The sequence below is a fragment of the Flavobacterium flavigenum genome, from assembly GCF_027111255.2.
In the GTDB taxonomy this organism is placed as follows: Bacteria; Bacteroidota; Bacteroidia; order Flavobacteriales; family Flavobacteriaceae; genus Flavobacterium; species Flavobacterium flavigenum.
On the sequence record NZ_CP114285.2, the window covers coordinates 4,507,471 to 4,521,519 of the forward strand.

11 protein-coding genes are annotated in these 14,049 nt (G+C 32.9%); 9 read left to right on the plus strand and 2 right to left on the minus strand.

The annotated features are described in order from the left end of the window. The first annotated feature begins 47 nt into the window (after positions 1-47). Positions 48-527 carry a hypothetical protein gene (locus tag OZP09_RS18700; protein ID WP_269235172.1) on the plus strand — a complete coding sequence of 160 codons (480 nt, stop codon included), beginning with the start codon at positions 48-50 and terminating at the stop codon, positions 525-527. A 103-nt stretch (positions 528-630) separates the two neighbouring features. On the opposite strand, the gene OZP09_RS18705 is transcribed toward OZP09_RS18700, so the two are convergent. Beyond that, on the minus strand, positions 631-1,011 hold the full coding sequence (locus OZP09_RS18705; RefSeq protein ID WP_269235173.1) for a DUF1573 domain-containing protein: 381 nt from the start codon (positions 1,009-1,011) through the stop codon (positions 631-633). Positions 1,012-1,250: 239 nt separating this feature from the next. Here OZP09_RS18705 and OZP09_RS18710 point away from each other — a divergent pair, with 239 nt between their 5' ends. The 3 genes from OZP09_RS18710 to OZP09_RS18720 all read left to right on the plus strand — a co-directional run bounded on the left by OZP09_RS18710 (position 1,251) and on the right by OZP09_RS18720 (position 7,398). Then, complete coding sequence (locus OZP09_RS18710) at positions 1,251-3,884, plus strand: valine--tRNA ligase (protein WP_269235174.1); 2,634 nt, start codon at positions 1,251-1,253, stop codon at positions 3,882-3,884. A 177-nt stretch (positions 3,885-4,061) separates the two neighbouring features. After that, a complete protein-coding gene (locus OZP09_RS18715; RefSeq protein ID WP_269235175.1) occupies positions 4,062-5,087 on the plus strand; it encodes a hypothetical protein in 1,026 nt (341 codons plus the stop codon). Beyond that, complete coding sequence (locus tag OZP09_RS18720) at positions 5,047-7,398, plus strand: hypothetical protein (RefSeq protein WP_269235176.1); 2,352 nt, start codon at positions 5,047-5,049, stop codon at positions 7,396-7,398. The genes OZP09_RS18715 and OZP09_RS18720 overlap by 41 nt, the downstream gene beginning before the upstream one ends. Positions 7,399-7,457: 59 nt before the next feature. Here OZP09_RS18720 and OZP09_RS18725 read toward each other — a convergent pair whose 3' ends face one another. Next, entirely contained in the window at positions 7,458-8,135 is a 678-nt protein-coding gene (locus OZP09_RS18725; RefSeq protein ID WP_281309810.1) for a DUF4294 domain-containing protein, read from the minus strand. An 82-nt stretch (positions 8,136-8,217) separates the two neighbouring features. On the opposite strand from OZP09_RS18725, the gene OZP09_RS18730 reads away from it, so the two are divergent. The 5 genes from OZP09_RS18730 (at position 8,218) to OZP09_RS18750 (ending at position 14,048) form a co-directional block, all read left to right on the plus strand. Continuing rightward, entirely contained in the window at positions 8,218-9,306 is a 1,089-nt protein-coding gene (locus tag OZP09_RS18730; protein ID WP_269235177.1) for a M42 family metallopeptidase, read from the plus strand. A 263-nt stretch (positions 9,307-9,569) separates the two neighbouring features. Then, positions 9,570-10,250: a response regulator transcription factor gene (locus tag OZP09_RS18735; RefSeq protein WP_281309811.1), complete on the plus strand. Its 681-nt coding sequence runs from the start codon at positions 9,570-9,572 to the stop codon at positions 10,248-10,250. Further along, on the plus strand, positions 10,247-11,605 hold the full coding sequence (locus tag OZP09_RS18740) for a sensor histidine kinase (protein WP_269235179.1): 1,359 nt from the start codon (positions 10,247-10,249) through the stop codon (positions 11,603-11,605). The genes OZP09_RS18735 and OZP09_RS18740 overlap by 4 nt, the downstream gene beginning before the upstream one ends. A gap of 98 nt (positions 11,606-11,703) precedes the next feature. Beyond that, positions 11,704-12,951, plus strand: coding sequence for a TolC family protein (locus tag OZP09_RS18745; RefSeq protein WP_269235180.1), 1,248 nt, complete (start codon positions 11,704-11,706; stop codon positions 12,949-12,951). A gap of 11 nt (positions 12,952-12,962) precedes the next feature. After that, positions 12,963-14,048 (plus strand): efflux RND transporter periplasmic adaptor subunit, encoded by a 1,086-nt coding sequence (locus tag OZP09_RS18750; protein WP_269235181.1) that lies wholly within the window; start codon positions 12,963-12,965, stop codon positions 14,046-14,048. Position 14,049 lies beyond the last annotated feature (1 nt).

The window sequence follows — 14,049 nt, forward strand, 5'->3', positions numbered from 1 at the left end:
TTTTTATTAATTTTATGGGATAACCATGAAATTAAAAATATCAATTTATGAAAAAGCTAGTTTTATCCTGTCTGATTTTGTCTTTATCCGGACTGCAAAGTTGTAAAAATGAGGAAAAACAAAAAGAAGCTGAAGCAATAAATGCTGAAGCTGAAAAAGTGGTAAGTATACAATGTTATAAAGCAGTTTATGAAGACGATACTATTGATTTAAAATTGAATACTTTAAAAAATGGCAAAATAAGCGGAAACATGTCAATGAAAGTTTCGGGCGCCGCAGAAAGAATTGGCGAAATCAAAGGGGAATTTCATGGAGATACTTTATTTGCAGATTATACTTTTACAGAGAGAACAAATAAAAAAAACTTCAAAAATCCAATGGCATTCTTGAAAAAGGACAAACAGCTTATTTTAGGAAACGGAACCATGCAGACTACAATGGGCGTAACATATCTGGTTAAAGACAAACCGATTGACTTTGAACGTGTAAAATATAAGTTTGACAGCATTGATTGTGCTGGTAAGTAAAATGTTCAGGAAGTAAAAAGTGAAATGATTTTGCTTACTTCTAAAATAGTAAAGCCGTTTCAAACTAAATGAAACGGCTTTACTATTTCTTTAAAAATTATTTTTATAAAACTTCACCTTTAATTTTTAAGGCAACCCTTCCGTCAGGATAATTAACGGCATTAGTTTCAACAGTAATCGTTTTACGGATTGGTCCAGTAGCCATGTTATATTTTACGTCAATTTTTCCTTTTTTTCCTGGCTGAATAGCACCAGAGGGTTTTGTGACAATAATTGAACTCAATGTAGACTGAGCATCAATAATTAATAAGGGTGCATTTCCGGTATTGGTAAATTCAAACGAACGGACTGCGTTATCGCTCTTAGAAATTTTTCCGTAATCAATAGTGTTGTCCGGAGCTGAAAACTCAATTTTTGGACCGCTTTGAGAATAACCTGCTACGCTAAACAATACGATTACAATAAATTTAATAACATTTTTCATTTTGAAATTGTTTTTAAGATAGGAGTAAATATACTTTCTTTTAATTAATACACAAATTATTAATTCGTTTTTTATAGTGTACTTTATTATTTACTTTTGCTGTCAGTTACAAATACAAAAATTAAACCATTTTTTTATTTAATTGTTTAACCGTTAATTCGTTTAACCGAAAAACAGTAAAAACAATTAATAAGTGGTAACAAAACAATTAAACAGTTAAACGAATAAACAACCTATAAATGACAATTCCAGCACAATTTGACGCTAAGACGATTGAGAATAAATGGTATGATTACTGGATGAAAAACAACTATTTTCATTCAGAACCAGATCATAGAACACCGTACACCATTGTAATCCCACCGCCAAACGTCACTGGAGTCCTTCACATGGGACATATGTTGAATAATACCATTCAGGATGTTTTAATTCGTCGTGCACGTCTTAAAGGATTCAACGCTTGTTGGGTTCCGGGAACAGATCACGCTTCTATTGCAACTGAAGCAAAAGTGGTAGCAAAATTAAAAGCAGAAGGAATCAATAAAAACGATTTGACCCGCGAAGAATTCCTAAAACATGCCTGGGAATGGACAGATAAATACGGCGGAACAATCTTAGAACAACTTAAGAAATTAGGTGCTTCATGCGATTGGGAACGTACTAAATTCACGATGGATCCGGATATGTCTGCATCTGTAATTTGTTCTTTTGTTGATTTATACAACAAGGGATTAATTTACAGAGGCTACCGAATGGTAAACTGGGATCCGGAAGCCAAAACGACTTTATCTGATGAAGAAGTAATTTACGAAGAACAACAAGGAAAATTATTTTTCTTAAAATATAAAATCGAAGGTTCAGAAGATTTTTTGACTATTGCTACCACTCGTCCAGAAACTATCTTCGGAGATACTGCCATCTGTATCAATCCGAACGATGAGCGTTTTACACATTTAAAAGGTAAAAAAGCGATCGTTCCAATTTGTGGAAGAGTTATTCCAATTATCGAAGACGAATATGTAGATGTAGAATTCGGAACAGGATGTTTAAAAGTTACGCCTGCACACGATATGAACGATAAGACTTTGGGTGAAAAACACAATCTTGAAATCGTTGATATTTTTAATGAAGACGCAACTTTAAATAGCTTCGGATTACATTATCAGGGAAAAGACCGTTTTGTAGTTCGTACCGAAATTGCAAAAGAATTAGAAGAAATTGGAGCTTTAGCAAAAACAGAAATCCACTTAAATAAAGTTGGGACTTCTGAAAGAACCAAAGCCGTAATCGAACCAAGATTATCTGACCAATGGTTCCTGAAAATGGAAGAATTGGTTAAACCAGCAATCAAATCGGTTTTAGAAACCGGAGATATTAAATTACATCCTAAACGTTTCGAAAACACGTATGCGCACTGGTTAAACAATATTCGTGACTGGAATATTTCACGCCAATTATGGTGGGGACAACAAATTCCAGCATATTATTACGGAGACGGAAAAGAAGACTTCGTAGTTGCAGAAAACATCGAAGATGCATTAGCATTAGCAAAAGAAAAAACCAACAACCAACAACTAACAACCGACAACCTAAAACAGGATGTTGATGCGCTTGATACATGGTTTTCATCCTGGTTATGGCCAATGTCTGTTTTTGGCGGAATAATGGATCCGGAAAGTCCAGATTTTAAATATTATTATCCAACAAATGATTTAGTAACAGGTCCTGATATTTTGTTTTTCTGGGTTGCGAGAATGATTATTGCAGGTTACGAATATGCTGGTGAAAAACCATTTACGAATGTGTATTTAACGGGATTAGTTCGTGACAAGCAACGTCGTAAAATGTCTAAATCATTAGGGAATTCTCCTGATCCTTTAGATTTGATCGATAAATTCAGTGCAGATGGTGTTCGTGTAGGATTGCTTTTAAGTGCTTCTGCAGGAAACGATATTATGTTTGATGAGGAATTGTGTAATCAGGGAAAAGCATTCTCAAACAAAATTTGGAATGCGTTCAAACTGATTAAAGGATGGGAAGTTTCAGATACTATTCCACAACCAGAATCTTCAAAAGTAGCAATCGAGTGGTATGAAGCAAAATTACAGCAGACTTTAGTTGACATTGAAGACAATTTCGAGAAATACAGGATTTCAGATTCTCTTATGGCCATTTATAAATTGGTTTGGGATGATTTCTGTTCCTGGTTCCTAGAAATGATTAAACCGGCTTACCAACAGCCAATTGACAGCGTAACTTTCGCGAAAGCTATCGAAATGTTAGAAAACAACTTGAAGTTACTACATCCGTTTATGCCTTTCTTGACAGAGGAAATCTGGCAGTTAATTGCAGAAAGAACACCAGAAGAAGCTTTAATTGTTTCAACATGGCCTGAATTAAAACCTTTTGATGCAAAATTAATTGCTGATTTTGAAAACTCAATTGAAGTAATTTCCGGAATCAGAACGATCAGAAAAGACAAAAATATTCCGTTTAAAGATGGAATTGAATTAAAAGGAATCAACAGTGAAAATGTTTCAACGTATTTTGATTCAATTATAACGAAATTAGGAAACGTTTCTGCTTTCGAATATGTTTCTGAAAAAGTGGATGGCGCATTGTCTTTCCGTGTAAAATCAAACGAATACTTTATTCCGATTACAGGAAATATCGATGTTGAAGCTGAAATTGCAAAATTGACAGAAGAATTAAACTATACAAAAGGATTCCTGAAATCTGTTGAAGCAAAACTTTCAAACGAAAAATTCGTTAACGGAGCTCCGGAAAAAGTTTTAAATATTGAAAAACAAAAACAAGCCGATGCATTGGCAAAAATTGCTACAATCGAGCAAAGTTTAGCCGGTTTGAAGTAAAATCCAAACTTAGTTTTTAAATACAAAACCCGACAGATTTTTTAAAATTTGTCGGGTTTTATTTTGGACTAAAATGACTAGTTTTTATTCAAAAAATATATTCGACTTTTATGATTTTATATTTCAAAATGATATAAATTTAGTACGATTTTACACGGTCTAATTTTTGTTTTTCTAATGAAAAAAATCCTCTTTTTTGCCTTTATTTTTTGTCTCTTTTTATCTTGCTCGAATAAAATTGAGAATGTTGAAAAATCTATTTATTATTGGAAAAGCGATAGCTGGGATCTGAACCCGAAGGAAAGAGAGATTTTAAACAATTTAAAAGTCAGGAAACTTTATATTAAGTTTTTTGAAATTGATCATAATGAAGCTTATGGGGATTTTCCTGTTTCCAAATCGTCTCTGCACTTTTATCAGAAAGAAGATTTCGTTATTGTTCCAACTGTATATATTAAAAATGAAGTTTTTAAAAATACTAACAGAGAAAAGCTAGATACACTTGCAAACAATATTAATTTCCTTATTACTAAATATGTAAAAGATAAATTTGAAAGGGCAAATCCTGTAAAAGAATTTCAAATGGATTGCGACTGGACACTGACAACAAAAGAGAATTATTTCTATTTTTTGAAAAAACTAAAAGCTATTTCGAAGAAAGAAATTAGTTGTACATTACGATTGTATCCTTATAAGTATCCCGAAAAAATGGGCATTCCACCAGTTGATAAAGTGACATTGATGTGCTATAATTTAATCAATCCTTTAGAGGATCACTCTAAAAACTCCATTTTAGATATTGAAGAATTAAAGCTTTATCTCAATAAAAAAAGAAAGTACCCATTGCATTTAGATATTGCATTGCCAACTTATTCCTGGATGCAGGTCTACCAAAATGATCACTTTTATAAAGTAATTTACGGTGGACAGAAAGAGATTTTAAAATCTTTAAAAGAGATAAAACCTTTATGGTATGAAGTTACAAAAGATACTGTGGTTGATGACTTTTACTTAAGAATTGGCGACAAGATTAAATATGAGAATTTAACTCCTTTGAAAATTAATGAAGCAATCGAAATAATCAAAAAAAATGTAGATTTTGATGCTAATACTACAATTACCTTATTTCATTTAGACGAAGAACAATTAAGTAATTATAACAATGAAGAACTTTCTGCTTTTTATAGCAATTTTAGTAAATAACAGCATTTTTGCCTGCGGTTTTTATCCGTTTGGAGAAGATATCAGATACTCTTTTTTAAGTCCTGCAAATTTCAACTACTATTCTTATTCTGAATTTAATTATTCGTCTAATACATTTTATCCAAATGCAAACGGAGTTTATCCTGAAGGTACCATTGAAGAAAATGAAAAGCTTTGGATGGAATATTGTCACAATAAAATTTCTGTTGAAGCTATAAGAAATGTTTTATATAGTTTGAAAGAAGAGGATATTAATGAAAAATCTACGAATGAAATGCTTCAGTATTTTTATAAAACTAAAAATATCGAGGCTATTAATTATTTAAAGTTTGCTAAAACCTGCGAATTTTTTAATGGCGTATATGAAGATCCATGGGAAAGAAAGGAAGGTGCTTCGTTGCCAAAAAGAGAGGAGCTAATTGATAAAGCCATTTTTAATTCGAACAAAATAAAGAATAGGACACTTAAGTTGCGATATACCTTTTTAGCGATAAGACTTGCTTACTATAATAATGATTTCGATCAAATTAAATCCTTATTCGATACCGTTTTTAAATCTCAGAAAAAAGATATCCTATATTATTGGAGCTTGTATTTTAGGACATTTGCAGAAAAGGATAAGGCTTTGTCAAATTTTTACGCAGCTCAGGTTTTTGTAAATGCACCGGATAAGCGTTTTATGATTGCGCAGCAGTTTGATTCTAAAATTTCCTTAGATACTGTTTTAAAATATGCTAAAAATAACGAAGAAAGAGCAAATGTTTATTTTTTGGCAGGAATTAAAAAAAGTGATCAGGCTTTATTTTGTCTAGAGCAGGTATATAAGTACAATCCAAAGTTTGAGGGTTTATCTTTTTTGCTATTAAGGGAAATCAATAAAATTGAGGACTGGGTTTTTACACCCTATTATTCTTTGTTTAATCCATCGGTTTCAAAGTATAATTATTGGGCAGAAGAAGATAAAGATAATTCAATACAGGATATTCTAAATCGTGTACAAAATGACAGAGCTTACGCCGGCAAAGTATTACAGTTTGTAAATAATATAAAATTGAAAAAGATTAATGATCCGGTTTTATGGAAAATCGGCAAAGCGTATTTGTCATTTGTAACCCAAAATCATCAAAGCTGTTTAAATGAGATTACGGCTGTAGAAAAAAGTATTTTTGAGAAAGATTCTCTTTATGATCAAATTCAGATTATAAAAGCATTGGCATTAACTGCAAATCAGGAAATCGGAAAAGCTCTAATTTTAGAAGAAGTGAAACCAGTCCTTCTTAAAAATCAAAAAAATAAGAAATTCCTTTTTGCTATCGGGAGGGAATTAGAATATAAAAAGAATAGGACTGAGGCTGCTTTTCTGTATTCTAAACTTAACCATGAAAATACTGAATATGTTGGATATTACGATTCTGCCACAGCTGTTTGGAAAACTTTACAAAACAGAAAGAGTTCTTACAGGGATTTTTATACAGATTACTTTGATTATATTGATGTGATTTATTCCCCTGAAGATGTACAGGAAATAGTTGCGCAATTTGAAGATCAAAATAACATTTTAGATTCCTTTTCTAAATGGAAGCAAAGTTACATTAAAAATGAAATTCCAAGATTGTACGATCTGATTGGTACAAAGTATATTCGACAGAATAATTTAGAACTTGCTGCTGAATATTTTGGTAAACTTGATAAAGATAAATTAGCGAACTATTCTGACTGTCTGTGGGAAAAACCAAATTGCAAAGAATCGGATATGTTTGATGCAAATCCTTTTTTTGTGCTTAAATATACTCCTGAGTTTATCAGTCAGGACAAAATTTTTAAATTAAACAAAAGAAGTATTACAGAACACCTGATTTTGTATCTTAAAAAAGCAGCTGAGCCGAAGGAAGAAAATAAAGATTATTACTATTTCCTTGTAGCGAATGCTTATTACAATATGACACAAAATGGAAATTCATGGATGATGCGCCGCTACTATTGGCATCATTACACAGATGATGCTCCGTTTGAAGATGAAAGGGAATTTTATGAAAGCAACCTGGCGCAAAAATATTATCTTCTGGCATTAAAAAATGCAAAGACAGATCAGTTTAAAGCACTATGCTTAAGGATGATTGGGCGTTGCGAAAAGAATAAGCTTGAATATCAGAATCCAAATAATTATGATAACACAATCGAGAATTATGATGATTTTCTGTTGAGTAAAAACAAGTATTATCAGGACTTAAAATCAAACTATGCAGATGACTATGAAATCTTAATGTCTAGCTGCAGTTCTTTTGAAGAGTATTTCAAATCCAGAAGATAAAAAACAAACCCCGACAGATGCTTTAAATCCTGTCGGGGTTTTGTCTTTTTCAAAAACGTTTATTTTTTATTAAGCTCTGCAGCTTTTTGTTCCCAAAATGTTTCAAGTTTATTATAATCAATCGCAGCTGCGGGTTTTTGGTAAGATAACCTGCCGGATTCAAATGCCCGGACGAGAATGGTTTCTATCAGATAATCTTCGTTGACTTCAAAAGGTTTGTATTCCCGTTTTAAACTAATGTCAAACATATTCGCGGTAGCATTTGATACAAATGCCTTAAAACCGCTTTTTAAAGTTTTTACTAATTCGTATGTTGTTATTCCGGTCTGTCGATGGATAAGTTTCACTAAAATTTGTCCTTGTTTTCTGGAAAGCTTTTTTAATCTTGCTTCGAACTCATTATTGAGATAATCTTCAACTATTTTGAAATATTTTTTCTTTTCCCGGCTGGTTTTCAAACGCGCCATTCCGTTGTTTAAAGCCGTTAATCGGTCTGCCGCCAGTTTTGCATAAGGATAAACTTTGTAAACCCTGTTCTGAAGAATCAGAAACTGTTTTTTAGCTTCAGGATCCAGTTCTCCTTTTGAAATAACAATTTCCGCTAATTCAATTGTATCATTCAGAATCGAATCATTTTCAGTAAGCGTGTAGCCCATTTCACTTTCTTTTGGCGTAATCTGTGCTTTAGCAGCAAAAGAAATTAAAAGAAAACATAAAATACAGGTTGTAAATCTCATCGAATATATATTTAAGTGTAAAATTATACATTATATACACAACTGTAATACCAAATTTTTAATTTAGCAAAAAAATATTTTTATGAGTACAAAATCTATACTGAATGATACCTCAATTGCTTTTTTAGAAAGCTACCTAAATAACGCTTCGCCGACAGGTTACGAGAGCGAAGGACAAAAAATCTGGATGAAATACCTGGAGCCTTATGTAGATACTTTTATTACGGATACGTACGGAACTGCTGTTGGAGTTATAAATCCTGACGCTCCATTTAAGGTGGTGATTGAAGGTCATGCAGATGAAATTTCGTGGTATGTAAATTATATCACAGATGATGGTTTGATATATGTTATTAGAAATGGAGGTTCTGATCACCAGATTGCACCTTCAAAAAGAGTAAATATCCATACCAAAAAAGGAATTGTAAAAGGCGTTTTTGGATGGCCTGCCATTCACACCCGTTTGCGTGATAAAGAGGAAATTCCGAAACTGAGTAATATTTTTATTGATTTAGGATGTGAGACCAAAGAGCAAGTTCTGGAAATGGGGGTTCATGTGGGTTGTGTAATTACTTATCCGGATGAATTTATGATTTTGAACGAAAATAAATTTGTCTGTCGCGCCATTGACAACAGAATGGGTGGTTTTATGATTGCTGAGGTAGCTCGTCTGTTAAAAGAGAATAACAAAACACTTCCGTTTGGTTTGTATATTGTAAACTCAGTTCAGGAAGAAATTGGTCTTCGCGGTGCCGAAATGATTTCACAGCGAATCAAGCCAAATGTTGCTATTGTGACCGATGTTTGTCATGATACTACAACACCAATGATTGATAAAAAGGTGGAAGGCGATCTTAAAATGGGTAAAGGTCCTGTGATTGCTTACGCACCTGCGGTTCAAAATAATTTAAGGGATTTAATTGTAGATACTGCCGAAGAAAAAAATATACCTTTTCAGCGTCATGCTACTTCCAGAGCTACGGGGACAGATACAGATGCTTTTGCTTACAGTAATGGTGGTGTGGCTTCAGCATTGATTTCACTGCCATTGCGTTACATGCATACGACTGTAGAAATGGTTCATAAGGAAGATGTAGAGAATGTAATTCAGCTGATTTATGAATCATTATTGAAAATCGAAAACAATGAAACTTTTTCTTATTTTAAATAAGATGATTTAAAACGTTAATTTATTTTCAATATAGTACAAAGTATTCGTTTTTAAAAACAAGCATTTCCTCTTACTACAAATTACACAAATTACAGCAAATTTAATAATAGAATGTTGGTTAGTGATTACAGAACAACTAAACGACATTCTATGATTTGTGCAAATTTGCGTAATTTGTGGTTAAAAATATTTTGCCGCAAAACTGATTAAAATAAAAGTTAAAATAGATTGTTTTGAAAATGAATTAACTAAATAAAAAAAGCATGAAAATTTTACTGCTCGAAGACGATTTTACTTTATCCAAAGAAATAGCTGTATTCTTTGCTTCAAAAGAATTCGAGTGTGTGCCGTATTATGATGGAGCATTGCTTTTAAGGAAATATTTTCCTTATGAATATGATCTGATTATTCTCGATATCAATGTTCCCGGTATAAACGGAATCGAAGTTTGTGAAAAAATTCGCGAAACAGATAAAAAAACACCCATAATCATGCTGACTGCTTTCAGCGAAATCGAAGATAAACTGGCTTCTTTTGATAGTGGTGCCGATGATTATCTGGTAAAACCTTTCCATTTTGAGGAATTGTATGCAAGGATTTCTTCTCTTTTAAGGCGAAAAGAAATTCCACAAAAGGCAGAAGATAAGATTGAGATTCAGGATCTGGAAATTACAGAATCAGAAATGAAGGTATTCCGTGGAGGCGAAGAAATTAAATTGACACCTAAAGAATTCAAACTGATTTTGATTTTGGCTCAAGCCAAAGGGAAAGTGCTTTCAAAACAATTCATTGCTGAAAAACTTTGGGATTATCATATTGAAACCAATCAAAATACCATTGAAGTTTACATTAATTTTCTTCGAAAAAAAATTGACAAAGACCACGAAACCAAACTAATCCGAACAAAAATTGGTTATGGGTATTATTTAAGCGATCAGGAATGACATTAAAAAACAGGATATCACTATTAGTAAGTCTGCTCTTTACAATTCTTTTTGGGCTGGCTTCTACTGTGATTTTTGTTTTGTATTCTAATTTCAGAAAAGAAGAATTTCGGGATCGTTTAGAAATAAAAGCGCTTTCTAATATTAAACTTCTGGTAAATGTACAAGAAGTTGATGATCAGCTTTTAAAAATGATTGATCAGAACTCTATCAATAAATTGTATGATGAAAAAACACTGGTTTTCGATTCGCATTTCAAACTCATTTACAGCAGTATTGACGATGCCAAGATTGACTGGTCTGTCGACGATTTAAAATACCTGAAAAGGCACAAAACGTTTTTTAAACAACAAGGCGATTACGAAGTATATGGTGTTTTTTATGATACCAAAGACAGGGATTTTTACGCCTTAATATCGGCCACAGATGATTATGGCAAACGAAAATTGCTTTTTTTACGATATACCTTAATCATTTCTTATATCTTTTTTACTTGCATTTGTTGGGTTTTAACTTCTTTGATGGTAAAAAAAGCCATGAACCCGTTAAATATTTTTCATCAGAAGATTAAAAATATAAATGAGAACAATCTGGATACCCGCGTAGAATCGAAAAGTAATAAAAACGAAATTGACCTAATTGCAAATGAATTCAATTTTATGATGGACAGAATCGAGGTTTCGTATCAAAAACAAAAAGAATTCACTGCTCATGCTTCACACGAACTCAGGACTCCTTTGTCGAGAATAACATCACAAATTGAAAACACAATTGCGGATCCGGAAACATCCAGTAAAGGAAAAACTTTTTTAAACACTATTTTATCAGATGTCAATCATTTATCGGAACTGATCCATTCTTTACTGGTGTTGTCTAAAATTGATACAAAAACTTCTGCCAACGATGAAATACAACGAATGGATGAAATTCTGTTTTCGGCCATTGAAAATTTGAATAAAACCTTCCCGGATTTTGTTATTCTTTTTGAAATAGAAGAAAGTGATAATCTCGATACGGCTTTAGAAATCAAAGGAAATAAAAACCTTTTGGAAATTGCTGTGAGTAATGTCCTAAAAAATGCCTGTGTGTACTCTGATAATAAACAGGCAAAAGTAAAAATTAGTACGCAGGAAAATCATTTGATAATCTCGGTTTTAAATACCGGAAAAACGCTGAATGAAAATGAACAGAAAAATCTTTTCCAGCCTTTTATGCGTGGTGAGAATTCAAAAGGCACTTCTGGTTTCGGACTTGGGCTGCGTATTGTAAACCGCATTTTAATACTTCATAATGCAAAAATCAGGTATAGCGTACCTGTAGAAAAGACTAATTTATTTGAATTAATTTTTCATTAAATTAAGTATTCTTAATTTTTTTAAGCACTTTTTAAGGTCTTTCTTAAGGTGTCTTAAAGTCCTGCAATAGCATATTTGTATCAAATAAAAATGATACGATGAAAAAGTTATTTGCATTATTGCTGCTGATTGCCATGAATCAGATGGTTCTGGCTCAAAAAACCGTCACTTTAGAAGATTGTGAAAGTCAGTTTTTAAAAAACAACCTCTTCCTGCTGGCTTCGCATTACAATGTCGATGCTTCAAAAGCACTTACCATTCAGTCACGAATTTGGGACAATCCAGTGATTTCTGCAGAACTGAACTCCTACAATCCGGATCGGGATAAATATTTCGATATCGGGAAACAGGGACAGAAAGTATTTGGTATCGAGCAGCTGATTTATCTGGGAGGTAAAAAACGCAACGAAATAAAATTAGCACAAACCAATGAACAGCTTTCAGAACTGCAATTCAATGATTTGCTCAGAACCCTCAAACTGCAATTGCGTAAAAGCTTTTATACTGTTTATTACAATACTAAAAGTCTGGAAACCACAGACAAACAATTAGCTCATATTGAAGATTTAATTAATTCCTATTCAGTTCAGGCGCAAAAAGGCAATATTCCTTTAAGAGATGTTGTTCGTCTGCAATCGCTTTATCTGAATTTTAAAAATGAGCGAATGGAAGTAGTAAATAGCAACATCGAAGAACAGGCGAATCTGAAATTGCTTTTAAATTCTACTGATGAAGTTGTTCCGAATGTTTCAAAAGACGAATTCAGTAAATATTTAAAAACGATTGATTTCAACTTAAAATCTTTCGAAAATGAAGCTATTGCAAACAGACCTGATTATCTGGCAAAACAAAAAGAAATAGATGCCAATGAGCTAAATGTAAAATGGCAAAAATCACTTTCGGTTCCGGATATAACTTTAGGTGCGAAATACGATCAGCGAAGCGGCGCTTTTAATAATGAAGCGAATTTGACTGTTGGAATTCCATTGCCGCTTTGGAATCAAAACAAAGGAAATATCAAGTACGCAAAGACTATTCTGGAACAGTCAAAAATTGAAAAACAAAATTTTGAACTGCAGCTTCAGACTGAAATTACATCTGCCTGGAATAAATGGGACGAATCCCGTAAAAATTATGTTTTGATAAAACCAACAGTAAACTCCGATTTTGAAGCCGTTTACAACGGAATCTTAACCAATTTCCAGAAAAGAAATATCAGCTTATTAGAATTTACGGATTTTATGGAAAGCTACAATCAGGCAAATATTCAGGTAAACGAGTTAAAGAAAAAACTGGCGCTGTCTGCAGAAGAATTAAACAGTACAATCAACAAAGACTTATTTTAAAACCAAATAAAATGAAACATAAACTAATTATCGGAATTGCAATTGTGAGTTTATCCATCGCAGGCTGTAAAAAAGAAGTAGAGAATCCGCAGATCAATACCTCTTTTGCTTTGAGCGATAACATGCTGAAAACGACAACAACGGCAGTTGCACAGACACAGCCTGTAACCAACGAATTGAACTTTTACGGAAAAATCACTGCCGACAACAATAAAATGATTGATGTTTACCCACTTGTAGGCGGAAACGTAATGAAGGTAAATGTTGAACTTGGAGATTATGTAAAAAAAGGTCAGGTTTTGGCAACCATAAAAAGTACTGATATTGCTGATTTCGAAAAACAATCCCTTGATGCTAAAAGTGATTTGCTTGTAGCCAAAAACAACCTGAAAGTTGCCCAGGAATTATTTGACGGAAAATTAAACTCTGAAAGCGATGTGCTTCAGGCAAAATCAGAAGTAAATAAAGCACAGTCACAGTTAAGCAAAGTTCAGGAAACGTACAAAATTTACAACATTAAAGCAGGTTCTATTTACGAAGTAACAGCACCAATCAGCGGATTTGTCATTCAAAAAAGCATCAATCAGGATATGCTTTTGCGAAGCGACCGCTCAGAAAATATTTTTGACATTGCCGAAATAAGCGAAGTATGGGCAATGGCAAACATTAACGAGACGGACATCAATAAAGTAAAATTAGGAATCGATGCAGATGTTACGACTTTGAGTTATCCGGATAAAGTTTTTAAAGGAAAAGTAGATAAAATTTTCAACGTAATTGATCCGGAAACAAAAGCAATGCAGGCAAGGGTTAAACTACAAAATCCTGGATTTTTACTGAAACCGGATATGAATGCCAACATCAAACTGTCTTTTAAAGAAGACAAATCGATGATTGCAATTCCGAGTGATGCTATTGTTTTCGATAAAAGTAAAAATTTCGTCATGATTTTTAAAGACCGTCACAATATCGAAACCAGACAAGTTGAGGTTTACAGAGTGGTTGGAAAAATTGCCTATATCTCAAGCGGTTTAAAAGAAAATGAAAAAGTCATTACCAACAATCAGTTATTTATTTACCGTGCTTTAAACGAATAAG

Excerpts from the sequence above, each read along its gene's own strand:
- OZP09_RS18730 (WP_269235177.1), top strand. The coding sequence starts at position 8,218 with ATGAGTACAAAATCTATACTGAATGATACCTCAATTGCTTTTTTAGAA.
- OZP09_RS18740 (WP_269235179.1), top strand. The coding sequence starts at position 10,247 with ATGACATTAAAAAACAGGATATCACTATTAGTAAGTCTGCTCTTTACA.
- OZP09_RS18750 (WP_269235181.1), top strand. The coding sequence starts at position 12,963 with ATGAAACATAAACTAATTATCGGAATTGCAATTGTGAGTTTATCCATC.
- OZP09_RS18745 (WP_269235180.1), top strand. The coding sequence starts at position 11,704 with ATGAAAAAGTTATTTGCATTATTGCTGCTGATTGCCATGAATCAGATG.
- OZP09_RS18725 (WP_281309810.1), bottom strand. The coding sequence starts at position 8,135 with ATGAGATTTACAACCTGTATTTTATGTTTTCTTTTAATTTCTTTTGCT.
- OZP09_RS18715 (WP_269235175.1), top strand. The coding sequence starts at position 4,062 with ATGAAAAAAATCCTCTTTTTTGCCTTTATTTTTTGTCTCTTTTTATCT.
- OZP09_RS18705 (WP_269235173.1), bottom strand. The coding sequence starts at position 1,011 with ATGAAAAATGTTATTAAATTTATTGTAATCGTATTGTTTAGCGTAGCA.
- OZP09_RS18700 (WP_269235172.1), top strand. The coding sequence starts at position 48 with ATGAAAAAGCTAGTTTTATCCTGTCTGATTTTGTCTTTATCCGGACTG.
- OZP09_RS18720 (WP_269235176.1), top strand. The coding sequence starts at position 5,047 with ATGAAGAACTTTCTGCTTTTTATAGCAATTTTAGTAAATAACAGCATT.
- OZP09_RS18710 (WP_269235174.1), top strand. The coding sequence starts at position 1,251 with ATGACAATTCCAGCACAATTTGACGCTAAGACGATTGAGAATAAATGG.
- OZP09_RS18735 (WP_281309811.1), top strand. The coding sequence starts at position 9,570 with ATGAAAATTTTACTGCTCGAAGACGATTTTACTTTATCCAAAGAAATA.